The organism is Priestia megaterium, assembly GCF_041941685.1.
Lineage (GTDB): Bacteria > Bacillota > Bacilli > Bacillales > Bacillaceae_H > Priestia > Priestia megaterium_C.
Window position 1 is genome coordinate 311599 of the sequence record NZ_CP130958.1, and the last position, 26617, is coordinate 338215.

Annotated in this window: 23 protein-coding genes and 2 pseudogenes; 22 read left to right on the forward strand and 3 right to left on the reverse strand. The window is 38.4% G+C overall.

The genetic code is table 11. The features are described 5' to 3' along the window. Positions 1-415: 415 nt before the first annotated feature. Positions 416-904, forward strand: coding sequence for a DinB family protein (locus tag Q5794_RS01695; RefSeq protein WP_214986993.1), 489 nt, complete (start codon positions 416-418; stop codon positions 902-904). 24 nt (positions 905-928) lie between these two features. Here the strand turns inward: Q5794_RS01695 and Q5794_RS01700 are convergent, their stop codons facing one another. Beyond that, the gene (locus Q5794_RS01700) at positions 929-1681 is read right to left on the reverse strand and encodes a lipase family protein (RefSeq protein ID WP_214986992.1); all 753 of its coding nucleotides are present in this window, start codon (positions 1679-1681) and stop codon (positions 929-931) included. A gap of 253 nt (positions 1682-1934) precedes the next feature. Between Q5794_RS01700 and Q5794_RS01705 the strand changes: the two genes are divergently transcribed. After that, a complete protein-coding gene (locus tag Q5794_RS01705) occupies positions 1935-3389 on the forward strand; it encodes a sodium:alanine symporter family protein (RefSeq protein WP_028412486.1) in 1455 nt (484 codons plus the stop codon). A 32-nt stretch (positions 3390-3421) separates the two neighbouring features. Here Q5794_RS01705 and Q5794_RS01710 read toward each other — a convergent pair whose 3' ends face one another. Continuing rightward, complete coding sequence (locus Q5794_RS01710; RefSeq protein ID WP_374988619.1) at positions 3422-4477, reverse strand: aromatic acid exporter family protein; 1056 nt, start codon at positions 4475-4477, stop codon at positions 3422-3424. A 143-nt stretch (positions 4478-4620) separates the two neighbouring features. Here Q5794_RS01710 and Q5794_RS01715 point away from each other — a divergent pair. Then, a pseudogene (locus tag Q5794_RS01715) lies at positions 4621-5786 on the forward strand (M20 family metallopeptidase). 54 nt (positions 5787-5840) lie between these two features. Here Q5794_RS01715 and Q5794_RS01720 read toward each other — a convergent pair. Then, the gene (locus tag Q5794_RS01720; protein ID WP_214986990.1) at positions 5841-6296 is read right to left on the reverse strand and encodes a ferritin-like domain-containing protein; all 456 of its coding nucleotides are present in this window, start codon (positions 6294-6296) and stop codon (positions 5841-5843) included. 151 nt (positions 6297-6447) lie between these two features. Between Q5794_RS01720 and Q5794_RS01725 the strand changes: the two genes are divergently transcribed. The 19 genes and pseudogenes from Q5794_RS01725 (at position 6448) to essA (ending at position 26575) form a co-directional block, all read left to right on the forward strand. Continuing rightward, complete coding sequence (locus Q5794_RS01725) at positions 6448-6606, forward strand: hypothetical protein (protein ID WP_374988620.1); 159 nt, start codon at positions 6448-6450, stop codon at positions 6604-6606. Positions 6607-6638: 32 nt separating this feature from the next. Next, positions 6639-7412: pseudogene (corA, locus tag Q5794_RS01730) on the forward strand (magnesium/cobalt transporter CorA); the annotation flags it as partial. A gap of 154 nt (positions 7413-7566) precedes the next feature. Continuing rightward, positions 7567-9153 carry a DcuS/MalK family sensor histidine kinase gene (dcuS, locus tag Q5794_RS01735; RefSeq protein ID WP_374989195.1) on the forward strand — a complete coding sequence of 529 codons (1587 nt, stop codon included), beginning with the start codon at positions 7567-7569 and terminating at the stop codon, positions 9151-9153. Then, entirely contained in the window at positions 9146-9871 is a 726-nt protein-coding gene (locus Q5794_RS01740; protein ID WP_192997827.1) for a response regulator, read from the forward strand. Before dcuS ends, Q5794_RS01740 begins: the two co-directional genes overlap by 8 nt. A gap of 141 nt (positions 9872-10012) precedes the next feature. Continuing rightward, complete coding sequence (locus Q5794_RS01745; protein ID WP_374988621.1) at positions 10013-10312, forward strand: B12-binding domain-containing protein; 300 nt, start codon at positions 10013-10015, stop codon at positions 10310-10312. Next, the gene (locus tag Q5794_RS01750; RefSeq protein ID WP_374988622.1) at positions 10275-10673 is read left to right on the forward strand and encodes a B12-binding domain-containing protein; all 399 of its coding nucleotides are present in this window, start codon (positions 10275-10277) and stop codon (positions 10671-10673) included. The genes Q5794_RS01745 and Q5794_RS01750 overlap by 38 nt, the downstream gene beginning before the upstream one ends. Then, positions 10660-11412, forward strand: a complete 753-nt coding sequence (locus Q5794_RS01755) for an STAS domain-containing protein (protein WP_214986987.1) — start codon at positions 10660-10662, stop codon at positions 11410-11412. The genes Q5794_RS01750 and Q5794_RS01755 overlap by 14 nt, the downstream gene beginning before the upstream one ends. Before the next feature lie 80 nt (positions 11413-11492). Then, positions 11493-12800 carry an ATP-binding protein gene (locus Q5794_RS01760; protein ID WP_241262645.1) on the forward strand — a complete coding sequence of 436 codons (1308 nt, stop codon included), beginning with the start codon at positions 11493-11495 and terminating at the stop codon, positions 12798-12800. Between the two features lie 364 nt (positions 12801-13164). Beyond that, positions 13165-14364 carry a DEAD/DEAH box helicase gene (locus tag Q5794_RS01765; protein ID WP_214986986.1) on the forward strand — a complete coding sequence of 400 codons (1200 nt, stop codon included), beginning with the start codon at positions 13165-13167 and terminating at the stop codon, positions 14362-14364. 258 nt (positions 14365-14622) lie between these two features. Further along, positions 14623-14940 carry a hypothetical protein gene (locus Q5794_RS01770; RefSeq protein WP_013055102.1) on the forward strand — a complete coding sequence of 106 codons (318 nt, stop codon included), beginning with the start codon at positions 14623-14625 and terminating at the stop codon, positions 14938-14940. Between the two features lie 109 nt (positions 14941-15049). Beyond that, positions 15050-15649, forward strand: coding sequence for a hypothetical protein (locus Q5794_RS01775; protein ID WP_214986985.1), 600 nt, complete (start codon positions 15050-15052; stop codon positions 15647-15649). A gap of 61 nt (positions 15650-15710) precedes the next feature. After that, positions 15711-16103, forward strand: a complete 393-nt coding sequence (locus Q5794_RS01780) for an SseB family protein (protein WP_013055104.1) — start codon at positions 15711-15713, stop codon at positions 16101-16103. 373 nt (positions 16104-16476) lie between these two features. After that, entirely contained in the window at positions 16477-16770 is a 294-nt protein-coding gene (locus Q5794_RS01785; RefSeq protein WP_013055105.1) for a WXG100 family type VII secretion target, read from the forward strand. 93 nt (positions 16771-16863) lie between these two features. Continuing rightward, positions 16864-17103, forward strand: coding sequence for an EsaB/YukD family protein (locus Q5794_RS01790; RefSeq protein WP_013055106.1), 240 nt, complete (start codon positions 16864-16866; stop codon positions 17101-17103). A 14-nt stretch (positions 17104-17117) separates the two neighbouring features. Further along, positions 17118-18422: a type VII secretion protein EssB gene (gene essB / locus Q5794_RS01795; protein WP_214986984.1), complete on the forward strand. Its 1305-nt coding sequence runs from the start codon at positions 17118-17120 to the stop codon at positions 18420-18422. Between the two features lie 12 nt (positions 18423-18434). Then, positions 18435-22913: a type VII secretion protein EssC gene (essC, locus tag Q5794_RS01800; RefSeq protein WP_374988623.1), complete on the forward strand. Its 4479-nt coding sequence runs from the start codon at positions 18435-18437 to the stop codon at positions 22911-22913. Beyond that, on the forward strand, positions 22910-23326 hold the full coding sequence (locus tag Q5794_RS01805) for a hypothetical protein (protein ID WP_374988624.1): 417 nt from the start codon (positions 22910-22912) through the stop codon (positions 23324-23326). The genes essC and Q5794_RS01805 overlap by 4 nt, the downstream gene beginning before the upstream one ends. Next, positions 23275-26100, forward strand: a complete 2826-nt coding sequence (locus Q5794_RS01810) for a type VII secretion protein EsaA (protein WP_374988625.1) — start codon at positions 23275-23277, stop codon at positions 26098-26100. Before Q5794_RS01805 ends, Q5794_RS01810 begins: the two co-directional genes overlap by 52 nt. Continuing rightward, a complete protein-coding gene (essA, locus tag Q5794_RS01815; RefSeq protein ID WP_192997834.1) occupies positions 26078-26575 on the forward strand; it encodes a type VII secretion protein EssA in 498 nt (165 codons plus the stop codon). Before Q5794_RS01810 ends, essA begins: the two co-directional genes overlap by 23 nt. Positions 26576-26617: the final 42 nt, after the last annotated feature.

The window sequence follows — 26617 nt, forward strand, 5'->3', positions numbered from 1 at the left end:
TGTTAGGGCACAATTAGCATTGATTGTGCTTGCATGGATTTCATCCATTGCCGCGGTTTGTTTTTCCACATGATCGATTAACCTAAACGACGCAAGCCCTACCTCTCTTGCATCCTTACGGCTCCGAAGCCGATCCAGTGTGAATAAGTTTTGTTCAAAGACATGTGTCGAATGCCAGTATTTTTACCTTGCATTGTACGATACATCCTTTCAAGTTACTTTCACTATGTCTAGCTCTTAAAGAAAAGCCAGAAATACAAATATAACACCTAATTTAATCTATGTCAAATAGAAAATATGATTTTTTCACGTGAAACAATTGCAGCTAAAATATAGTTAAGCAAAGGGATATCTTTTTTATGGGGAAGAATTTTTTGGTACGATAAGTTAGAGGAATCCTAGAGGAGGATTAAATATGAATAAAAATGAACAGTTTCGAAACGAAGTATTGAGCAGTGTAGAATCATTAACATATGAACAATTAAATCAACAGCCAGCATCTAATACATGGAGCGTTATGCAAGTATTAGAACATTTATATTTGATGGAACGCATGATTGTTTCACGTGTAAAAGATCAGTTAGAAAACGGTGTAGATCAGCCGACTGAAGATAAGCCGTTTCATTTAGCAGTAGATCGTTCACGAAAAGTAGATGCACCGGCTCAAGTTACGCCTTCTAATGAAAACCAAACGTTAGAAGAAATGAAGAGTAAGCTGGCAGAGTCAAGAGCTGCTTTAATAGAACTAGAAGAGACAGCGAGTGAAGATAAGCTAAAGCAAAAATCGTTTCCGCATCCTGTATTTGGGTTAATGGATTTAAAGCAATGGATTGATTTTATTGGCTATCCCGAAAAGCGTCATCAAGAACAAATAGAAGAAATCCAAACGGCAATTGGTGCATAAAAAACAGGCAGTCCGCCTGTTTTTTTATTTTTGGACCAAAATAGGATAGTCCGACATCATCCAAATACCAACACTGTATGTTTGGGGATTATGGTTTCCTACGGTAGAGCCCGTTTGAATCGTAAACGAGAGTTGGAGAGGATCTTGATCGTAATAAATTGTTTGCTTAGTGGAAGGGGAATAAAGTCGCTTCGGAGGGATTTTAGGAACCGTATCCGTCGTGTTAACAAAACAGCGGCTATTTGAAACAAGATTTGTGTATGTTTGAACGAATTGAGGATCACCTACTCGAGGAGCTCCGTAGTTGTACATTGTAACTTCCGGAAAAGATGCGTTTGTGGCGACATCTAAGGCATGAAGAGCAGCGAGTGCGCCACCTAGGCTATGCCCCGTTATATAAAGCGGCTTGGGGGTGAGAGACTGATACGTTTTAAAAATTTCATCGCGGCATGATTCGTAAACGGCTAAAAAACCTTCGTGGACGAGACCAGCTTGTTGATTGTATGGATAAGGGCGCTGCCGAATGCGAGCATCAGCAATCCAGTCTGCCTCGGATTGAGTTCCTCGAAAGGCAATCACAATGGCTTCATCGGATTCTAAAATAAAACCAAACCACTCTTGCACCCCTACGGCAGAAGCTTTAAACGATTTAATAAGCCTGTAGTCTTCAGGTACATCAAATGTGCCTCCCTGTATATATTGCTTATAAGCTAAGACGCACGCATAAAGAAGGTTTAAAGCTAAGGGTCGATCAAATAAAGGCTCTATTCTCATCATTGTTTTCACACCTTCTAATAGAAAATAACTCCTATAGCCTATGTATTCCTGAGAAGAAAGGTGCAGATATCTCTCTTTTGAAAGCGATAATTACGGAATGTAAACGGTTTATCGTTGGATGTTTTTGAGAATTTTATAAGTTTTTTGTGTATTTTAACTAAAAACGAGTTTTAATTTAGAGTTTTATTGTTAAAATTTATAATTTAACTTATAATTTAAAATAGTCTGAATTAAAAAATAAGGGGGTTATCGTTTGGAGCAATTTGTAACGAGTTTGAATAATGTGCTATGGAGCACACCTGTTATTTATGGGTGTCTTGCGATCGGCCTGTTTTTCTCAATTTTAACGAGGTTTTTGCAGGTAAGACACTTAAAAGACATGGTTATGCTGATGTTTCAGGGTAAAAGCTCAGAAGCAGGAGTTTCTTCCTTCCAAGCCCTGTCTTTAGCGCTGTCGGGACGAGTCGGAACAGGAAACATTGCTGGAGTTGCAACAGCTATCGCTTTTGGAGGTCCAGGAGCTGTATTTTGGATGTGGGCAGTTGCTTTTATTGGTGCTTCTAGTGCATTCATCGAATCAACACTTGCTCAAATTTATAAAGTTAAACAAGATGGACAATATCGAGGTGGTCCAGCGTACTACATTGAAAAAGGAACAGGTATGAAATGGTATGGCATTTTATTTGCTATTGCAGCACTTGTTGCGATGAGTATCTTAATGCCGGGCGTTCAGTCTAACTCCATCGCGCTTGGCATCGACAACGCATTTGGCGTTAGTCCAACGGTTACAGCAGTAGGATTAGTTATTATTCTTGCTTTTATTATCTTTGGAGGCGTTAAGCGTATTGCAGGGGTGGCCCAATTCGTTGTACCTTTTATGGCACTTGGGTATATTATTTTAGCTCTTATTATTATTGCCATGAACATTTCCGAGTTGCCGGGAGTTATCGCTCTTATTTTTAAAAGTGCTTTTGCATTAGATTCTGCTTTTGGAGGAATCGTTGGTTTAGCTGTTTCTTGGGGAGTTAAGCGCGGCATTTATTCAAATGAAGCAGGACAAGGAACAGGACCGCACGCAGCAGCTGCAGCAGAAGTTTCACATCCGGCGAAACAAGGCCTTGTACAAGCTTTTTCGGTTTATATTGACACACTGTTCGTTTGTTCAGCAACAGCGTTTATGATTTTATTCACAGGTATGTACAACACGGAAGGACCAGGCGGTTCATTTATTATTTCAAATTTACCAGGTGTAGAAGCAGGGCCTGGATTTACACAAGCTGCTATTGAAACAGTGTTGCCGGGGTTCGGGGCTGGCTTCGTGGCAGTAGCCCTATTCTTTTTCGCGTTTACAACGATCATGGCTTATTATTACATTGCTGAAACAAATATTGCTTACCTAACTCGCGGAAAGAACGGAAAGTGGGCTATGTTTGCATTAAAGCTTGTCCTTCTAGGAGCTACGTTCTACGGGTCAGTTAAACAAGCATCACTAGCTTGGGCGTTAGGTGATGCTGGACTTGGTATCATGGTATGGCTAAATTTAATTGCTATCTTAATTTTAGCTAAGCCTGCGTTAGTTGCATTAAAAGACTATGAAGCTCAGAAAAAACAAGGGGTAGACCCTGTGTTTGATCCTGTTAAGCTAGGAATTAAAAATGCAGACTACTGGGAGAAAGAATATAAGAAAGATGAGTCACAAGTTTCGTAAACAAGAAAATCCTCACATATGTGAGGATTTTTTTATGAAGAAAGTGAGACAGATGAGTTATTTAAGTTATATCGATCCTTCAAACAATGAATACGGTGTAGTTCTTCAAGCAGATGGTGAATTGCAAGCAGTTCGTAAAGCATTGTTGTTTCTGTTGAAAAAGGCTGATCTCCTCTGTTTTCTTCCTGCTTATGTGCCCAAAACCTTTGTTTTAAAGTCAAAACAAGCGTTTGATGCTGCAAAGAGCTTTTATATTGTTCATTTTGTAAGACGTTATGAAAGGAAGTGAATGTATCCCATATTACTTGATGCCTTGCACTTTGCAGCTGATGAGCAGGCAAGTAAATTAAATTACCAATATGGTAGACAAGCTGCCTCATAAGAGAAAGTTTCTTATATTCATAGTGGAATTTTCTCATAGCTGGACGAGTGAAATGATGAAACTTCCATTCTTTTCGCTGATACTCACAAAGCGTCTCAATTTTTTCAATTTCAGCGGAAATCTGCTGAAATTGAAGCTTTGTTTGTTTATGACAAGCATGTACTTGGGAAAGTTCGCTTCCTCTTTGCTGTAAAACGCTGCTCATTTGTTTTGAGAGATTTTGAATTTTCCTCGTAATAATCGGTGTATAATTAGGAGGAAGAACGATAATATTCACAAGTGAAGAAGTAAGCAGCCCAATACTGGTGGTCGCTAAGCGAATTAAAAACGAGATGAAATAATGATCGTGCACAATCGTCAGCATAGCCACTCCTGTTAGCGTGGCAACGAGTGTTCCTGCATGCAAACGCAATTTAGAACAGGATATAATAGTAGAAACAGCAACAAGCATATAGGTAAGCGGCGTCACTCCTAATAGAAATGTGTAAAGCATGGCAAAAGCAGCTCCGATTGCTGAAGCAGGAAAGCGGATTAAAGCTTTTTTAATAGAATCGGCAGCGGTTGGTTCAATCGTAACAATAGCTGTAATAACAGCGAGCATATACGGCCAGTCAATGGACTGACAAATGAGCGCAGTTAAAAAAACGGCAATGCCTGTTTTAATAATACGACCACCTAAAAAATTGAATTTTTTTATGTTAATCATTATGCATACCTTCTTTAAAACAGTTAGTAATTTAATTATAAGGCATATTAAGGTGATAGGAAAACCCGTCTTAAAAACTAGCTTTTAAAAAACGAATAAATATACTATAATTTGTTTGAATATTTAAATGAGGAGTACAACTAATGAAACAATTAATAAATGAAACAATTAATAACTTACAGGATACATTTTATGATGTAAGCAAATATATTGGGCAAAACCCTGAGCTTGGTCACGAAGAATTCAAAGCGTGCAAAGCATTAACGGATGTTTTAAAAGAACAAGGGTTCACAGTTGAAATTGGTACATGTGACTTGCCAACGGCTTTTACTGCTGTTTATGACAGTCAAAAGCCAGGTCCGTCGATTGGGTTTATGGCTGAGTACGATGCTTTGCCGGATCTCGGACATGCATGCGGACATAACTTAATTGGAACCATGTCGATTGCAGCTGGTATTGGTCTTAGTAAAGCGGTTGCAGAAACAGGCGGTAAAGTATACGTATACGGAACGCCTGCAGAGGAAACACGAGGCGGCAAAGTAACGATGGCCGAGCAAGGCATTTTTAATCATTTAGACGTAGCTATGATGGTACACCCTTATTACTGTCACCAAAAAAGCGGACGTTCTCTTGCGATGGATGCTATTCAGTTTGAGTTCTTCGGAAAATCCGCGCACGCAGCTGCAGCTCCTCATGAAGGAATCAACGCGTTAGACGGCGTATTACAAACGTTCAACAGCATTAATGCGCTTCGCCAGCATGTGAAGCCGGATGTACGAATTCATGGAGTCATTACAGAGGGGGCAAGGCGGCCAACGTTGTACCGGATTATGCAGTAGCGCAATTTTATGTCCGCGCTTCAACTCGTGCATATGTAGATGAAGTGACAGAGAAAGTAAAGGCATGTGCAAATGGTGCTGCTTTAGCCACGGGAACAAAATTAAAAATATCAAACTATGAGTTTTCTTATGATGATATGCAAACGAATCAAACATTATCCGATGTCTATACAAATAATCTCATCTCATTAGGCGTGAGCGAGCAAAGCATTACGGAAGACCAAGGCGATCATGGATCTTTAGATATGGGAAATGTAAGTCAGGTTGTTCCGGCTATTCATCCGTATATTCAAATTTGTGATGATTATTTTGTTTGTCATACGCATGAATTTAGAGAAGCAGCTTTAAGTGAGCAAGGAAGAGAAGCAATGATACTCGGGGCACAAACAATGGCATTAACAGGGTATGACGTATTAACAAATCAAGCGTTGCTCCAAAAAATCAAAGAAGAATTTAATGCTACAAAGTAAGAGGTAATGATAAAACCATACCAAATAATACGCTTGTGACTGCAAGCGTATTATTTAGTATGAGAAGTGGGACTGAATGGTTTGGAAAATTTGACCGTGGCGCTGTTCATCGCTCGCAGCTCGAACAATGCGGCTTTGAATTCGAGCATTTGTGATTCTTCTAGCGATTGATTGATAAAATGGAACGGTTTCTACTTCATCTTTAAGGGATTCAGAGACCCCTTCTTGAAAAGTATTTGGCAGTTTTATGTTTAATGAAATCTGTGGGTAGCTGCCTGATAAATCATAATAGGCTTTAGAAAACCAGTCAAAGTGTTTAATTTCATCCTGCCGAATACCTAATATAGCTTGTTGAAACTGATTATTAGGAGCCAGTTCTGCTAAGCGTGTATAGTAGTGAATAGCGGAAAACTCATCGTTTACAGCTTTGTTTATATCTCTTAGAAGCTGTTCGTCTAGTCTTGTATCATCTTCCCAATATTCTTCATGCCGGGAGTAAAATTCGTACATATGGATATACCTCCTCACCGTTTTGTTCTCTTGTCGTCACCATCATTGTATGTATAGACAAGAAAAGGCGTACATTAAAAGAAAAAAGTTTAACAAAATGGTAAAAAGGGTACGTGCAGAGAATAGTATCAAAAAAGACAGAGGTTATCTTATGATTAAAATTTTAGCTAAAACCAAAGAAGGAGCTATTAAAGAAATAGAAATGAATGAGATTCGTTCAAGCCATAACTTTCAATGGTATTGGGTTGATTTTTACAATCCCACTGAGGAAGAAAAAAGCAGCTTGAACAATTCAATTTTCATCCCTTAGCAGTTGAGGACTGTTTAAATCAAGGTCAGCGGGCTAAATTTGAGTTGTATGATGAGCATTATTTTTTAGTCTATTATGCCCTTCATAAAGAAGAGCTTGAGCACTTAGAAGTGTCTGCATTTGTAGGAGATAACTTTTTAGTCACTTACCACCTCGATAAGCTAACGAGCGTGGCTAGGGTGTGGGAGCTTATCAAAAAAGACCCTGAGGCTACCGAAGATGGAACGTGGGATATTATGTATGAACTCTTAGATCATACGGTTGACGAATACTTCCCTGTGCTTTATAAATTTGAAGATCATATAGATGACATTGAAGACAATGCAAAAGACGAGCCGATGGACGAATTAATGAGGCAGCTTTATGACATCCGAAGCGATTTGTCACGAATGCGCCGCATTTTGAATCCGATGAGAGATTTAATGTATCGTATTATGTCAACGAATGCGTTAAAAGCAAAAGAGCAGGTTCGCTATTTTAATGATATTTATGACCATTTATTAAATATGATTGAAATTATGCAAGCAAGCAGAGACTTGTCAAATGATATTCGAGAAAGTTTTATGTCTATTAACTCAGACCGTATGAATTCAATCATGTTTACGCTAACGCTTATGTCAGCTATTTTCTTACCGTTGACCTTCATTGCTGGTCTTTATGGCATGAACTTTTCATACATGCCGGAACTTACGGGAAAGTATAATTATTTTATTGTACTGGGCATTATGATTGGGCTTGTAGGCGTGATGGTATTCGCCTTTTATAAAATGGGATGGTTCAAATACCGAAAAGGACCTAAACTATAAAGTGGATTTTTAACCTTCCTGTATAAATGTTAATCAACTCAGTAAAAATGAAATTAAATAAGCGAAGATCTTATCTGGCTCTAGATAAGATCTTTTTCTTGTGCTATAAACAAGAAAAGCAGGGAAGCGAGGGAAGAATGTGAAACACGGAAGAATGGGGCTGCGAAGCATCACGGTGCTGCTTGTATGCATGGTGGTGATTCTATCGCTATTGTTAACGGATTTATTAGTTAGCAGTTCAATTGGAAAAAATATTCGAGATCAACAGGCTGAAAAAGCTCGGACTATTGCTACGATTATTTCAGAATCAACGAACGTGAAAGAAGGACTAGAGACAAAAACACCTCAGTCAATTCAAGAATTTACTAAACGAATTCGTGGAAAATCAAGTGTCTTGTTTATCGTTGTTATGGATATGAACGGAATTCGCCAATCTCACCCAGATCCTAAAAAGATAGGAAAGAGGTTTGCCGGAGGCGATGAGCAAAAATCATTGCACGGGAAATCTTATGTATCTGTATCAAAAGGAACGCTTGATAAATCTCTGCGCGCTTTTGCACCTATTTATAATGAAAAAAATCAACAAATTGGTGCAGTAGCTGTGGGGATTTCTTTGAATAATGTAAATGAAGCAATTAGAGATGGGCATCGTCGAATTGTTTTAGGTTCATTAATTGGTTTGCTTGTAGGCGTTCTTGGTGCTATTTTATTAGCGAATTACATAAAGAAAATTTTATTTGGCTTGGAACCTTTTGAAATTGCTAAAATTCTAGAAGAGAGAAGCACCATGCTGCAGTCGGTTCGTGAAGGAGTGATAGCTGTTGATAAGGAAGGTAATATTACACTTGCTAATCGTTCTGCACGCCGCTTATTTGTTAAAGCAGGGTTAGCACCAGAGCCAATCGGTTTGTCTATTCGAGAATATATGCCAACCTCCAGGTTAGACGACGTTTTGTCTACGGGGGAATCTCATTATGATGAAGAGCAAGTCATAAATGGAGTAGCCATTGTGGTTAATAGGGTTCCGCTAGTAGTAAACGAAGAGATTGTAGGGGCACTTTCTACGTTTCGGGATAAAACAGAAGTTAATATCTTAGCAGAACAGCTAACAGGTGTTAAAATGTATGTGGAAGCGCTTCGAGCACAATCGCATGAATTTATGAATAAACTTCATGTGATTTTAGGAATGGTGCAGATGAATTATTATGATGAGCTAAAAACGTATATTCATCAGCTTGTTAATCACCGTGTCGATGAATCTAGTTCAGTGACTAAATCCATTAAAGATCATGCGTTGGCAGGGTTCCTCATGGGCAAAATGAGTTATGCTAGAGAGGAAAGCGTAGAACTGACGTTTTCCGCTGATGAAGTTATTCCAGAACCTTCAGATCCACACGTTACTCATCATCTCATTACCATTATTGGAAATTTAATTGATAATGCAATTGATTCAGTTTGTCATCAAGCCTCTAAAAAAGTGTCCGTTATGCTTGTGTATAAAAACAATAAACTTACGATTCAAGTCACGGATACAGGCTGCGGCATTCCTTCCGATACAATGAATCAGATTTTCAAGAAAGGTTTTTCTACAAAAGGAACGAGCAGAGGGTTTGGGCTGCATTTAGTGAAGCAAACGATTGATGAACTAGGTGGCCAAATCGTCATTGACTCATTTATAAATAGCGGTACCACATTCTATATTGATATTCCGTACGAAACAAGGAGAGATCAAGTTGATTAAAGTATTAATTGTTGAAGATGACCCCATGGTTGCTCAGTTTAATCAAAAGTACATTGAAGAGATAGAGGGGTTTACAGTAGTCGCTGTTGCTCATTCGGGTCATGAAGCCTTGGTGAAGGTAAATGAATATCAAGTTGATTTAGTGCTGCTTGATATCTTTATGCCCGGGCAAAATGGTTTGAGAGTTTTACAAGAGATTCGAACAAAACAAGAGGAAATAGATGTCATTTTTATCACCGCTGCTTCGGATGCCCAAACGATTCAGCAAGCTTTACGCTACGGAGCGATTGATTATTTGATTAAGCCTTTTACATTTGAACGCTTTTATCAAGCACTTTCGGCTTACAAACAAACATTTCGTACGTTAAAACAGCAACCTCAGCTTAATCAACAGGAATTGGACGGGCTGTTGTCTAATAAAAAAATAAAAGAAGCTCCGGTAGAGCCGTTGCCTAAGGGTTTAACGACAGGAACATTAGAAGTTATCGTAGAAGCCATTGAGTATCTTAAAGATCACCCTTTTTCGACCGATGATGTAGCTGAAAAAACGGGAATTTCAAGAGTGTCTATTCGGAAATATTTAAAATTTCTAACAGATGTAGGTCTTCTTGGAGAAAGAATGACTTACGGCACAATAGGACGTCCTGTGTATGCGTACTTATACAATGAACAAAACCGTCACTTGCTGCATCACTACCTCGTTGACTTTGAAAAATAAAGAGATTGACCTGTCAGAGACGTCCGGTGCTGTTTTGTCGGTGTGAGAATATTTTACTGTAGAGTGCCGGCGAGTTAAGTGGTATGGTTGATAATAACAAAGGAAAAAAACAAGTCGTTTGACTGAAAAAGAGGTGGTTTCTTGATTGGAAGCTTAGAACGCTTGACTGAATTACTGTTATCAGGGAATCAAGATGAAGCTTGGAATATTGTGTGGAAAAAAAGACAGCAGGGTTTCGATACATTTTATATTTTTCAGCAATTCATTTCAGTGTCAATGGCTCAAATCGGTATGATGTGGGAAGAAGATGAAATTTCAGTGGCTGATGAACATTTAGCTACTACTACCTGTGACTATGTTTTGTCACGCTATCAATTGTGTATAAGACAAGAAGTTATTAAAAATGAAAAAAAAAGGTCTGTTTTTGTGTATAGAAAATGAACAGCATTTTTTAGGTTTAAAAATGATTTCCATTCTCTTTGAAGAGCACGGATGGCAGACGAAACTTTTAGGAGCAGATTCTCCGCTTTTACATGCAACGCACGCTGTTGAACAATGGAAACCTGATTTAGTAGGAATCTCGTTCAGTTTAACTCATCATATAGAAAAAGCAAACGCATATATAGAAGGATTACAAAAGACAAAACATCAGCCGCTTATTTTAGTTGGAGGCCGAGTAGTTTCAAACTATAAGTTTCCTCTTGTTCAAACAAATCAAGTTCGATTTATTGCACAGTTAGAGGAGTTGAAAGAGTTTTTTCATTATCAATCAATTAGGGGGATTAAGGTTGTCGACTATTAAATATGCTCCGCTTCCTGTTTTTATTATGGATGAGGAAATGAATATTCTAGCGCAATCTGATGAAGCAGCCGCTTTATTTGGAGAGGTTCAACATTTTTTAGAAATTGTTGACGAAGATAGTCAGAACAAAGCTAGAAAACGATTAGGGCAGAAGAAAAAAATAAAAACAGAATTAGTCATGCATTCGCGCAAAGCTAAGATGTCTCTTTATACCGTGAATTGCAAATGGGAGCAAGATAAGGCGCATGTAATATGTGTAGAGGAAGATTCTCAAATTAGAATTCTTTCAGAAAAAATCGAACAACATACAGCGCGTTTATCTGAAACAGACTTAGAACTGCTGCTGCAAAAAGAACGATTAGAAAAAGCAATGAACCGAGTTATAGAACTGTCGGGACCGTTTATTCATTTATCGAACAACATGGTGCTTATACCTCTGTTTGGCGATTTATTTGAGGAAGTCATCATGAAAAATGAACATCGGCTGCTCAGACAAATAGATGAGGAAACGGTTGATCGAGTTATCATTGACTTTAATGGAATAGGTCAAATTGATGAACGAGGTGTTGCAGCCCTAGAATATTTAATATGGGAATTTCAGCTAATGGGTGTACAGATTTATTTAACAGGTGTGACACCCGATCATAGTCAATGGCTTCACCAGTATCATTTTCAAGCAAATGTAAAATCTATTAGTAACTTAGGTCAGGCCATTCATCAATTTTTTACAACGGCATGAAATGGCTACAAAAAGTGAACACTTCATATAAAGACAATAAGACAGGGGATCAATATTGATAAACAGGTGATTAAAATTTGGTGAAACACGCGCGTAAAGTAGCTTTAAGAATTTCAATTATATATATCATTATTGGCGCTGTATGGATCTTGATATCTGATAATATATCTAGAACATTAGCGCAAGGTCGTTTTGAAGTATATATTTTTTTTCAACAATACAAAGGTTGGTTTTTTATTTTAGCTACGGGGATTATTTTGTATGGGTTGGTATATAGGAGAGCTTATAAACTAGTGGAGTCCCAGCAAGAGCTCGTAGTGAAAGAACATGAACTTCAAACGAGCAATCAGCACTATCAATCTTTATTCAAACATAATCCCGATGGCGTTTTTGAAATAAGTAAAACGGGTGAAGTTCTTCTTGCTAATCCAGAAGGTGAAGCAATCGTTGGATACTCCAGTGAAGAATTGCAAAAGATGAAACCTTCAGCTCTTATCGCAGCTGAAGAGTTTGATATGTGTAAAGAGTATTTTAAAGAAGTACTGAATGGAAAAGGTGCTAAGTTCGAAATGAATGTGATCAATAGAAAGCGAGAAAGACGGGTGCTTAGGTGTTCTTTGCTTCCTATCATCGTTCATAAGCAGGTAGTAGGTGTATTTATGATTGCACGCGATATTACTACATACCGTCAAGATGAAGAGCTTATGATAACCTCGGAAAAAATGTCGGTTATTGGACAAATGGCAGGTGCCGTCGCACATGAAATTAGAAACCCACTTACTTCTTTAAAAGGTTTTGTACAGGTTATGCAAGCCTCTAAGGAAACAAATGACACATATTTAGATATCATGATGTCTGAAATCGACCGCATCAACTTAATCTCCAGTGAAATGCTCATTCTTGGAAAAAAGCAGCATGTATCTTTTGAAAAGACCGATTTATGCGAGATTTTAAAACAAGTTATTACGCTAATGGAAGCGCAGGCCAATTTAAATAATGTTTCTATTTTATTGAAAGAAACAGCAAAAAGGCCTATTTATGTTTCGGCTGACGCAAATCAGTTGAAACAAGTGTTCATCAATGTGATCAAAAACGGTGTAGAAGCTATTATGGAGAAAGGTCATATTACAATAACAGTTGAAGAAAAAGATACACGAGCATTGATTCACTTTGAAGACAATGGAATCGGAATGAGTCAAGAGAGGATTGAACAAGTAGGAACCCCGTTTTATTCTACCAAAGAAGCTGGCACTGGCTTAGGGCTGGCCGTGTGTTACAAAATCATGGAGCGTCATCAAGGTACCATGCATTTTAAAAGTGGTAAAGGAAAAGGGACAACGGTTACTATTGATATGCCAATTATAGAACGAAACAGCCGCCTCTCATAGTTCAGAGAGGCGGCTGTTTTCTTGAAAAAGAGGAAGTAAGCAGCTGAGCCCTTTGCGTGTGGATCCATATAGGACATAAAACCTCCTTCTTATACAAGTTTTCGCCCATAATAAAGAGGATCATATTGTTTTCTATAGAAGCAATAGTGTATCATAGTTGAAGCTATGTATATTGATGTAGAAAAGTTAAGGCAACAACCGATTTTTCTACTGACGGATTGACAGGGTCCCTTGGGATAAGAAAGGTTTATTTATAAATAGAAATTAAGGTCAGTATTAACGCACATGGCCACTGATACATTCGTTTAATTGAAATGAAAAAATCGTTTATAATATCGAGAAAAGCATGGAAAAGGAGATAGATATGAGTCAATTTATAGAGACTTTACAGCCTTTTTTACAAGAGGCGTGGAAAAAAGCAGGGTTCAATGAGCCTACTGCCATTCAAACGAAAGCTATTTCAGAGATTTTAGCTAATAAAGATGTAATAGGAGAATCCCCAACGGGAACAGGAAAGACGCTGGCATATTTGTTGCCTGTCTTACATCGCATTCAGCCGGGACCATCTCATATTCAAGCGGTTATTTTAGCATCTTCCCATGAATTGGTTATGCAAATTCACGGTGAAATTCAAACTTGGTCGCAGGGAAGCGGTATTTCAAGCGCTGCGTTTATTGGCGGAGCAAATATGAAACGGCAATTAGAAAAACTCAAAAAACGTCCTAATATCATTGTTGGTACCCCAGGCCGTTTGAACGAGTTAATTAAAATGAAGAAATTAAAAATGCACGAAGTCAAAACAATTGTGATTGATGAAGCGGATCAATTGTTTGTACCTGAGCATGTTCAAACGGTTCAACAGATTGTAAAAATGGCGTTAAGTGATCGTCAAATCCTAGTCTTCTCAGCTACTGTATCAGAACGTACCAAATCCCTAGCGAAAGATATGATGAACCACCCTCTTGAAATAGAGGTAGGAAGAGACGAACTTCCAGCTTCGAAGGTAGAGCATGTATACATCAAAAGTGAAGCTAGAGATAAAGTGGACGTGCTTAGAAAACTAGTTCGTCAAGAACAAATGAAAGCTTTAGCCTTTTTTAAAGGGATTGATACTCTCATCGAGTTTGAAGAAAAATTAACATTTAAGCGTGTAGAAGCAGGCTCTTTACACAGTGAAACGAAAAAAGAAGATCGTGCTACGACGATTAAAGGGTTTCGAAAAGGAGATTTCCCTGTCTTATTAGCAACGGATGTCGCAGCTAGAGGATTAGACATTAAGGGATTGACGCATGTAATTCACATCGATGTTCCTCAAGATGCAGATCAATACGTACATCGCTCAGGTAGAACAGGCAGATCGGGAGCAGAAGGTACAGTCATTTCTCTTGTGACTGAACGTGAAGAGCGAAATTTAAAACAAATTGCACGTGAACTTCAACTTTCATTAGCGAAAAAAGAACTTTATATGGGTGAAATCGTGGATGAAGGAACAAAAGAGCAGTCCCGTACAGCTAAAAAACCTTCAAAAAAGCCATTTAACAAGAAAAAGAAACAAAAAGGTTGAATGTAAACTAGGTATTCTGCCTTTTTATAACAGCAGTGTCACAACCTAAAAAGCAACGTCTACTGCTTTATTACAGCAGCCTGGCGTTGTTTATTTTCTCTATTTTCTCTGTATAAATAAGTAAAAAAAGAGAAATGTAGATATTTTTTCCTAGGTATGAAAATAGTTTGAATGATGGATTTTGTTTTTTGTAACCTTATTTTAACATTACTTTAAGAGACTTCTAATAAAAGAGGAAGAAGGACGTGGGGACATTTTATGGATGCAATTGATGATCTCTTTGACGACATAGAGCGAAGAAGAAAAAGTAAAGAATATAGTCGAGATGCAGATCAATTAGAATCATATTTACATGAAGTTCAACGTATCATGGAATTTCTTGAAGAGGGTATCTATCTGTTTCAAAATTCGCACCAACAATATGCGTCAGATTGGTCAGGGCGTTCTAAGAGCTCATATGAGGATATTTATAATGATATTACGCAATCTACTTTTCATCTGTACGACGTAAGGGATGAATTGTTTCAAACTTTACGCTTAGAAATTTCACGATTAAGAGAGTTAGCATCGGCGTAATAAATAACATTATCGACTCACTCCTTTAGAAAGTGAGTCTTTCCGTATAGGCTTAAAAAATGTTTGGATGATGACTGAAGGCTTACAAGAGATAGGGGGACGGACATACATGGAGATAAAAGTAAATCCAGAGGTGCTGCAGACATTTGCAGAGCGAATTCATCAGTCTCATTCACAGACGGCTGATGCACTTCAAAAACTAAGCTGGGAAGCTACAAATCTACATTTCTTGTCTGTTGCAGATATTGATAAAGTGCTGGACTTGCAGGAAGAGTTACAGCATATGATTCGCAAACTTGATTCGCTAACGGAAAACGCACATTTATTAGTAAAAGACACTGCAGAACAAATGAGAAAAGCAGATGGAGAGCTAGAAGGCTCTTCAGGCTGGACGGAGTTTTGGTCGAGCGTCTGGAGCGATGGGAGCACCCATTCACAAGATACGTGGAATGATATAAAGAACTTAAAAGAATGGAATACGTATGACAATATGCATAGAACAATTGAAAAACCTTTAGGTACTCTTAATGTTATGTGGAATTCGCTTTCTATGTCTTGGGAAGAAAAAGTAGTGAATGGTTCTACATGCAGTCGAACGGAATTTTTTACTTATGGCGTTATTCAAATGGGGTTGGGCATTTTAAGTCAGGAAATGAATCCTTCAAACATTACGTTTAGTGACAGCACAGAGGAAGTGAAGAGAGAATGAATGAAGTATATGATGGCGCTGGAAGCGAAATGGTACAGTTCCTTACAGGGTTGTCTCAGCAATGAAATATACATTTAACTTATTAGAAAAATCGTTAATTGAAGCAATGAAAGATAATAAGAAAATTGCTCAATTTTATAAAACTTTAATGAATAGCAATTTATGGCTAGTTGTTAGTTCAGAGCATGGAGCATCAGATATATTAATTGCAGAGCACTACGTTCAGACGATGAAAAGCGCAGCGTACCGATATTTACCTGTTTTTTCGTCAAAATATCCGATTGAACAGATGCTGAAAGATGAAAAGACCGTATGCGTATCATTTAAGGATATGCTGCCTGTATTAAATGAAGAAATAGCGATATTACTTAACCCTGACACGCCTCTCTCAAAATTATTCATCCCCGAAGAAATAAGGATGTTAAAAGAAGATCAAAATTATTTTAAGCAGTAGCCAAAGCAATAAAAAGCGCATGTGCTTTTTCAAAGCATGTCTGAATCTTAAATAAATAGAAGATATATAAAGAGGCAGGGCCTTAAATAGGCTCCTGCTTTTTTATTACTAGTAAATAGTTCTATAGATAATGAACAAAAATGTAATTTAATAGTCTTAGAGTTTTTATTTTCCTTTAAATAGGTACCTATAGATTAGATGGAAAAGGTTTAAATGAGAACAAAATCTTGGTTGTTTAGGTTTTATTTGCATTTTTTAGGGGTATTTGTAGATACATATTCTCATTTTTGGAGGCTTTTGCAAGTAACCTTTGACCTTATCACTAGAGTTTCTTACAATAATAGTAAATATATAAACCGAAGGAGAGATATCTATGTCAGGAATTATTCGCGTAACACCAGCAGAGCTTCGCGACATGGCAGGTCGATATACTAACGAAAGCGGTCAAGTCCAAGAATTAGTAAGCCGTCTTGATACAATGAAAAATCAACTTCAAGACATGTGGGAAGGTGCTTCAAGCGAAGCGTTTGCTGCTCAATACGAAGAATTAAAGCCTTCTTTCGTTGAAATGTCTAACCTACTTACAAAGATTGCTAAGCAATTAGATGATTCTGCAAATGTTCTTGAAGATACAGATAACCAAATCGCTAGCCAAATCCGCGGTTAACTTCATCTAATAATCTAAGTGAAGTAATAAAAGGAGCGCCCTATTCTCAAAAGATGAAGGCGCTTTTTCTATGTTTTGAGGTGATGAAACCCTATGTATATAGAAGTAACAGTAGACTTAAAGCACTATACAGGTGATCGGTTCGATTTGCGACTATCAAACTATCATTCACTCAAAAAAGTAGTCGAGATCGTTTGGCAAGCTAAAAAGATTACTCAATCACCAAAGGACGGTGCGTGGATACGTGTTTCAAATAAAAATCTTATTTTCTCGGGAAATGAGACGATGATTAACTGCGGAATTACCACAGGTGATTGTATCGAAATTCTCTAAAGGAGTCTATTAGAATGTCAGAGAAGAAACCGACTTACTTAGAAGAACAGCTCGAAGCTGTAATGACACGTCATAATAATGAATATACATTTGTTTTTCAAAAAGAAAAAATTCGACTTAATCGTTCTGTTGAAATTGAAATGTTAAAGGATGTAAACACGGCTTTTCAAAAAGAAATCATGATGAGCGATGATGAACTTAAAATAACAATTAAGCCTACCTCTGAATTTCAACCTTTTACAGCATTAAGAGGAAAAGAAGAACAGCAAAAGTGGCTGTTTGCAGATCAGCTTATCAAACAAGTAAAGCAGCATTCTTTTTCAAGGCTGCATTTGTTGATTTGTCCAGAAAATATCATTTTTGATAAAAGTTTAAGTCCGGCTTTTTTACATTATGGAGTGAAAGAAAGTTTACCTCCTTATGAGTCTAACGAGGAACAAAGCTTTCAAGAGTTAAAGGCTACGATAGCAGCGGCCGTTGACTCATCGCATACATTTGAACAGTACTTTAAGTTATATGAGACCTTGCAATTAAAAGAAGACGCTAAAAAAATAATGCATATCAGCAATGAGGAAGAGTTGAGTCAATTTGTTCAGCATAAGCTAACCCAAATTGAAAAGCATCAAAAGACACTCGTTCAACTTCCTCAAAAACGCTGGACCATTTTTAAATTTTCATCTGTGGGTATGCTTGTCTTATTAATTCCAGCTCTTATTTATACTTTTTACTCTTACTTTTTTGCTCAGCCGAAACAAGAAGCATTTGTAGAAAGCAACGAATACTTTCTTGAAAAAAACTACAGCAAAGTAGTCGACACACTTGAAGATTATGACATTGAGAGCATGCCTAAAATTGTGCAATACGAAATAGCAACTTCCTATCTTGTTAATGAAAAGTTAGGGGAGGAGCAAAAAGCAAATGCTTTAAAGACTATTACGCTTCAGTCAGATCCTCAGTATTTTGCCTATTGGTTTTACATTGGCCGAGGAGACAACAAAAAAGCGCTAGAAGTCAGCAGGTTGTTAGAAGAACGTTCGTTAATTATCTATGCACTAATGAAATACGAAGGTCAGCTAAAGACAGACAACGATTTAGCGGCTGATAAAAAGCAAGAAGAGCTTGATAAAGTAGCAAACGAACTTGAAGAATTTAAGAAAGAAAATGATCAGCAAGAAGCGGAAGCAGCCAAGCAGCAAGAAGAGAAACAAGCTGAGGAGGCCCAGGCGGCCAAGCAGCAGGAAGAAGAACAGAAAGCTGCAGAAGCCGAGAAAAAGAAACAAGAAGAGCAGAAAAAACAGCAGGAAGATCAATCGAAGTAGGGAGGTAGTTGTATGAATATGCTTTGGGTAGTTAGTGGGCAAACGTATCAGCAGCTGCCTGTAGATTTTAAAACCTTTCGCCAAGCAACGGTAGGAAACACTCAGCATCAAACTTTCACGTTTTCCTATCCGTTTGAGAAGGGGCAAATGACGCTGTCATCTGAAAAGAACGGCCGGCTCTTGATTTCCTACGGAGAAGAAAGGATAGCAGAGCTATCTGTTTCTGAGTCATTTGTATGGCGAGAACAAGGACATGCTTTAACCTTTGTTCTTACAGAGACAGCTGTTAAAGAAGCTGTCTATTATATTGATTACGAATCAGAAGTCTCGTTTTCCACCAGTGATGAAGCAGCTGATGTGTATCAGCAGAAAGAAAAGTGTATAGCAGAGCCAAAAGAAGGATTTTACTTATCAAAGATAAACGGGAAGTGGAAGGTCTTTTATAATCAAGAACCGCTTTATCTTAACGGACACCGACTAGAAGAGAATACGAACCTTCAGCCCGGTGATCTTATTTTATGGTCTTCTATGACCATTCAATTGATCGAAAAAGATTTGCTGAAGATTCAAAGCTGCTACGATTATGCATCTAAGCTTCCAGCTACGGCACAGCCTATTTCTGAAATGAAAAAGAAGTACCCGGTTTATAGAAGGACACCGCGCATGATATATGATTTGCCTAATGATAAGGTGAGCTTATCCTTTCCGTCTCAAGACAATGACGAAAATAACCGAAGCTTATGGCTTACTATTTTACCGCCATTAGTCATGCTTTTAGTCATGGGTACGGTCTCAATTATTCAGCCTAGGGGAATTTTCATTATTATATCTGTCATGATGTTTACGACCACGCTGATTGTATCTACCGTTCAATACTTCAAAGATAAAAAACAGCGCAAGAAGCGGCAGGAGCGTCGTCGCCGAATCTATACAAAGTATCTAGAAAACAAGCGCGAGGAATTACAAGAACTAGTATCAGTTCAACGAGATGTATTATCTTATCATTTTCCGACGTTTGAACGAATGAAATATTTAACAGAACAGATTTCTGATCGAATTTGGGAACGGACTGTAGAAAGCAGTGATTTTTTACAGGTGCGCCTTGGAACAGGAACAGTTCCTGGAAGCTACCAAATTTCTTTGAATAGCGGAGATATGGCTAATCGAGAAATTGATGATTTGCTTGAGCAGTCTCAGCACATGGAAAAGGTCTATCGAGAAGTCAAAAATGCCCCTGTTACCGCTCATTTAGGTTTAGGCTCTATCGGTCTGGTAGGAAAGATGAAAACGGTGAAGAATGAACTGCATCAGCTTGTAGGACAGCTGGCATTTTCCCACAGTTATCATGACGTAAGATTCGTATTCATTTTTGATGAAGAAGAATATAAAGAGTGGGAATGGATGAAATGGCTTCCTCATTTTCAGTTTCCGCATTCTTTTGCGAAAGGTTTCATCTATAATGAACAAACGAGAGATCAGCTTTTATCTTCTATTTATGAAATGCTGAGAGAACGCGATTTAGATGAAGCAAAAGGAGAAGGGGTTTTCTTGCCTCACTTTGTTTTTATTATTACGAATCAGCAGTTAATTGCAGATCACGTTATCTTAGAGTATTTAGAAGGATATCATCCTCACCTTGGGTTTTCTGCGATATTTGCGGCAGAGACAAAGGAAAGCTTAACGGAGCATATTCATACACTCGTCCGTTATATTAACGAATCCGAGGGGGATATATTAATTCAAAAGCAAAAAGCTGTGAATATTCCATTTCAGCTTGATAAACACACGCTTGATTATAATGAAAGATTTGCAAGGATGCTGCGGACATTGGATCACCAAGTTGGCATGACCAACTCAATTCCAAATAGCGTTTCATTCTTAGAATTATTTAAAGCAAGAGAAATTGGTGAGTTGGATATCGTGCAAAGGTGGCAAAGCAATGAATCAGCTAAGTCGCTAGCAGTTCCTATTGGGTTAAAAGGAAAAGAAGATATTGTTGAATTAAATCTTCATGAAAAAGCTCACGGCCCTCATGGATTACTTGCAGGTACGACGGGGTCAGGGAAAAGTGAATTCTTACAAACGTACATTCTTTCTCTAGCGGTGAATTTCCACCCCCATGAAGTCGCGTTTTTATTGATTGACTATAAGGGCGGAGGAATGGCTCAGCCGTTTAAAAACATGCCTCATCTGCTTGGAACCATTACAAACATTGAAGGAAGTAAGAATTTTAGTACAAGAGCCTTAGCTTCTATTAAAAGTGAATTAAAGCGACGCCAGCGCTTGTTTGATAGATATGAAGTGAATCATATTAATGATTATACAGATTTATATAAACAAGGGGTGCCAGAAGAACCTCTTCCGCATTTATTTTTAATTTCGGATGAATTTGCCGAGCTAAAAAGTGAAGAACCAGAGTTCATTCGCGAATTAGTCAGCGCGGCGCGCATTGGGCGTAGTCTAGGCGTTCATTTAATTTTAGCTACGCAAAAGCCAGGCGGTGTTATTGACGATCAAATTTGGAGTAATGCGCGCTTTAAAGTAGCTTTAAAAGTCCAAGATGCCGCTGACAGTAAAGAAATCTTAAAAAATGCGGACGCTGCTTCTATTACGGTGACGGGCCGAGGCTATCTGCAGGTTGGAAATAATGAAGTGTATGAACTGTTTCAGTCAGCTTGGAGCGGCGCGCCGTACATGGAAGATACGTATGGGGCTGAAGATGAAGTCGCCGTTGTCACAGATCTCGGGTTGATTCCTTTATCTGATGTATCTACTCAGCAGACGTCATCTAAACAAGCGGAAGTAGAAATTGATGTTGTGGTGCAAAAAATTGAAAAAACGCAGCAGGAATTAGGTATCAAAAAATTAAATAGTCCATGGCTGCCGCCTCTTAGAGAGAGATTGCTTCGCAGTGAGTACAAAGAGAAGCGAGACGGCGTATTCCCAATTGGCTTAATTGATGAACCGGAAAAGCAAAGTCAAACGGTATATAACTACCATCTGATGGACGATGGGAATATTGGTATATTTGGGTCATCGGGCTACGGTAAATCGTTTACAGTCATGATGTTGCTTCTTAGTCTAGCTGAAAGACAGAGCCCGGAGCAGCTTCATTATTACATTTTTGACTTTGGAAACGGCACGCTGCTGCCGCTTCGTCAGCTGCCTCATACGGCGGATTATTTCTTAATGGATCAAATGCGTAAAATTGAAAAATTCATGACGATTATCAAACAAGAAATCGCAAGGCGAAAGCAGTTATTTCAACAGCAGGAAGTTAGCAATATCAAAATGTATAATGCTCTAAGTTCAGAAGAGCTTCCTCTAATTTTTATCACGATTGATAATTTTGATCTTGTCAAAGAAGAAATGCAAGATCTAGAAATGCAGTTCACACAGCTCGTGCGTGATGGCCAGTCTTTAGGGATTTATATGATCTTTACCGCGACGCGCGTGAATTCTATTCGTCAGTCACTTATGAATAACTTGAAAACGAAGGTTGTTCATTATTTAATGGATCATTCAGAAGCGTATTCTATTTTAGGACGTACGCCGTATGCGCTAGAGTCTATTCCAGGCCGGGCTATTATCAAAACGGATCAACCTTATTTTGCGCAGCTGTTTTTACCTGCGGGAGGAAAAGATGATTTTGAAATTTTTGATGCAGTTAAGCTGCACATTCAACGATTAAAGAATCAATATGCTGATGCTATTGTTCCGGAGCCTGTACCAATGCTGTCATCGAAACTTGTACTTGTCGAGTTTATGACAGACAGAAGGGTTATTCGGGAAAAAGGAGTCATTCCTCTTGGATTAGATGAAGAGTTTGTTCGACCGGTGCATATGAACTTTACGAAAAATAAGCATTGCATCGTCATGGGGCAGACGCAAAAAGGAAAGACAAATGTAGTGAAGGTCATACTGCAAACAGCGCTTGAACAAGGCGTGAAGCAAATCGGACTATTTGATTCGGTTGACCGCGGTTTATCAAGCTATGCAGGTGAAGATGAAGTTGTTTACATGGAAACAAAAGAACAGATTATCGACTGGCTTGATTTAACTGAAGAACGATTGCAGCGACGTGAAAATAAGTATTTGGAAGCAGTGCAGGCAGGAACGGTACACAGTCTTTCATTTGCCCCGATCATGCTTGTAGTAGACGGATTTGTAAGATTCCAGCAAAACTTAGACAGCGTCCTGCAGGATCGTATTACAAAATTGATGAAAAATTATAGTCACCTGGGCTTTAACTTGATTGTTGCAGGGAACAACAATGAGTTTTCGAAAGGATTTGACGCGTTAACAACAGAAGTGAAGCAAATTAGCCAAGCCGTGTTGCTGATGAAGAAAACGGATCAAAGCTTATTTACACTTCCTTATGATCGAAAAGAAGCCGACGTTAACCCTGGCTTCGGTTATTATATTAAAAGTGGAAAAGAAACAAGAATTCAAATCCCGCTATGTGTAAGTGAAAGGAAGATCTTAACATGACCGAACAGCGTAAGTATACACTTAAAGTCATATTAGCTGTTGTTTTAATTTTGGCTCTTCCTTCTTTCTTTTTCCAGTATATTGGAGACAACCCGCTGCAAGTCACAGAAAACTCAACAAGAACGATTGCGGTTGTTAACGAAGATAATGGAGTAAAAGAAAATAGTGAAAAAGCGATAGAGTTTGGGGAAAAAGTGACTCCTCTTTTACAGGAGGGGTCAGATTATCAATGGACTGTGCTTGGACGAAGCGCAGCTACAAGCGGTTTACAGAATGGGAAATATGACGCGGTTATCTATATTCCCTCGACTTTCTCACAAAATATTTTATCGTATCAGGAAAAAAGCCAGAAAAAGCTACTTTGGAATACAAAGTTCAAAGTCAGCTTAACGCAGTTAATAAGGAAAAAGTAGTAGGGGAATTAGAAGATGCTACTACAAAGGTTAATAATGAAATGTCCTCTTTGTACTGGAGTTATGTATCACAGGAAGTGGATAAGGTACGCGGACAGTTCGATAAAATTCTAAATAAAGAAATCGCCTTTCAAAAAACAATGGTCGCTTTTTATAAACCGAATTCAAAAGATTTAGCAGGTGAATTGAATGATCAAAAGAAAATTCTTCAGCAAATCCAAGATAATGTAAATAAAGCAGAAAAAGGTTCTAGCGACAGACAAGGCGACGTAGAACAGGTTGAAAAGAATTTAAACAGCTTCATTGAATATGTAAATCAATATCAAACATATCAAGAAACACAGAAACAAATGCTTGAAAAAACGCAGGCCCAAAGCGTCGCTGCGATTCAAGAAGGGTTGTCTTCCCTTGAATCTAATCAGCCAAGTTCTAAGAAAAATTTTAATGAGCAGGCCAATCAAGTGTTTAGTGGCTTATCTTCCATTCAACAGCAGCTGGATCAAAATCAAAAAGCCGTCGGAGAACTTGGAGACCAACAAGCGGATAACGTCAGTGAACAAGAAAAAGCTCTGCAAGATTTGAACGGCCAAATAGTCAGTTCATATAAACAGCAGTCTGAGCAAACAACACTAAATCAAATTGAAAGTAAGCTAAAGCCGCTTCGTGCGCAGCTAGAGACAGCTTCATCAAATGAGGGTGGCGGAGGCTCAACGGATTCAGGAGAAGACGGCGAAACTCAGCCAGATCCAAATCAAGGCGGAGAGACGCCACCGGACCCTGGGGAAGGTGACGGAACTCAGCCAGATCCGAATCAAGATGGAGAGACCCCGACGGATCCTGGAGAAGATGATGGAACTCAGCCAGATGCCGGTCAAGGCGAAGGAACGTCAGAACCAATTAAAGTGGATTTATCTCAGCAAACAGCAAAGCTTGATGATATATCAAAAGGGCTTGAAGACTTAGAACAGCAGCTCCAAGGAATGATGAACGAAACACCTGAAGCGCCTGAAGCACCTGAAGCACCTGAAGCACCTGAGGGAACGGAAACGCCTGAAACGCCTGAAACACCGGACACACCGGATGCATCAGGTACATCCAATGCTGTGAAAAGTGCGCTTGAAAAAGTGGCTAATCTGAAAACACAGGTACAAGCAGTCAAAGATGAGCTGCAAAATGTAACAGTTCAACCGGAAGCTTCAGGAGAAAATACGGATGCGCTGAAGCAGATAATTGCCAGTTTGGAAGCAGACGTTAAGTCTTTGACAGCACAGAAAAACAAAGCAGAGCAAGACTTAGAAGAAGCAACCAAGTCGTCGAGCGGTCAAATTGCTAAGCTTCAAGAAGAAAATGAACGATTAAAAAAAGAGAATGAAAAGTTGAAAGAAGACGGCAAAAAGCCTTCTAAAGGTAGTGTGGATGTAGAAAATCTCATTACGATGATTAAAAACAAAGAAGATAAAATCTTATCTTCTCCAAACCTTTCAGCTTCTCGCAAGGAAAAGCTAAGCAATACATTCTCAGGTAAGATTCAAAGCAGCAGTGCAGAAGATCTGCTAAAGTACTACGGTGATTTATCGCAGTATGATTTGACTTTAGCTCAAGTAGGAAATACAGACATACAGAACAGCGTCCTTAACAATGACTCTATTAAAGGAAGTTTGCAGCAGGCTTTAGCTGGCACCGTCTCTTCTCAAGATGCACGTAAGCAAATCCAACAAAACCTGTCTCTAACAAAAGAAGAGTTAGCACAGTTCCAAAATTCAGAGCAAGATTTTGCTGACCAGTATGGACAAACAGTTGATGCTGAACAAGCATCTATTATGGAAGAGCTATCAGCTATTCAAGAAAAAGCAAATGCAATGAATCAAGAGCTTCAATCTAGCGCAGGTGAAGATCAAGCATTAGAAAAGAAAGAAGCTCCGGACGTAACGGGCTTAATGACGCTGCAGCAAAGTATGGGTCAAGAGTTGAAAGGAATGAACGAACTCATTTCATCTTTAGGTGAAAGACAAGCTAATGTTGTCACATACACCGATGAATTGCAGAAGCGTGTAAATGAAGTCCAGGATAAAGCTGACACGCTTAACAGCAAGTGGGCCCAAAACGTGGATTCAACGAAGTTGGTTCGCGGCCAGGTATACCGTCTGTTAAATAATACATTAGTAGATGGACAGAATAATGATTACGTTTATCATTATTTAGCGAATCCTCTTCAAGTAAGCGGTGAAGTGCCGGCTGAAAAAGTAAAAGAGGTTCCACCGGTTGTCATTTTGGTTATTATCTTAATCAGCAGCTTACTAATTGGCTATTTCAGTCAATACTACCGACACGCACCTATGCTTGTAAAAGGTACGCTGTTTGGGTTATTAAATTTGATTGTAGGGTTAATGGTAAGTATCTTTAGCCTTAACATTTATTCGTTATCGGGAGACCGGGCAATGGAATGGTCAATCTTTACGATCGTCTTATTGCTTGCTTCATCTACACTTGTACGTATTGCTTTCTTATTAGGAAGCTTCGCTGGATGGGTGACGACAGTAGGGTTGATTTTATTTTATATTACCCCGCTTCTTAACTTATCTATGCCAAACTTTAATTACGAAGATCCAGTATCTAAAGTATATATGTCAATTCAATATGATACGCAGTCTCTGTTTGGACAGGCGCTTATTGTATTACTGGGGATGACTGCCGTTTTAAGTGTTCTGCCATCTATTATTCGTGCTTTAAAGACGACTAAAGAGGTCGAAAATGATGAAACCTATAGTGCTTAATAAGAAGATTGGAAGTATTGTTCTTATTTTTTCACTTCTTTGTTTCCCTATAGCAGCAGCGGCTGAAGCTGATGACGGAAACGTTGAAGAGATTAAACCAAATGTATATAAAGATGATCCGATTAACTTGGACCCCGAATCTTTGCTGGAAAATAAAAAAGAAGTAGGAAATATTCCGGAGGAAATAAAGGATCTTACATTTGAAAAAGAGGAAGATGCAGAGAAAGAGAGCTTAAAAGAAAGTCTTTTTGCGAACGCATCAGCTGAAGATAATACAATTTCTGCGAAAGCAAAAGAATATAACTTGTTTTCTTCTAAAAACACTTACTACAAGAAAGATCGAACAGAACAAACTGCTTCTGAAAAGTCATCAGACCTACAATGGTTTTATTTATTATTGATTGGTGTGGGGGTTGTTGTATTATTTGCGGTTTTAATACCGCGCATTAGTCCTCAGCCTTCTGTAAAAAAATGAAAAAACCTCGCTGTTAATCAACAGCGAGGTTTTTTTCGTATA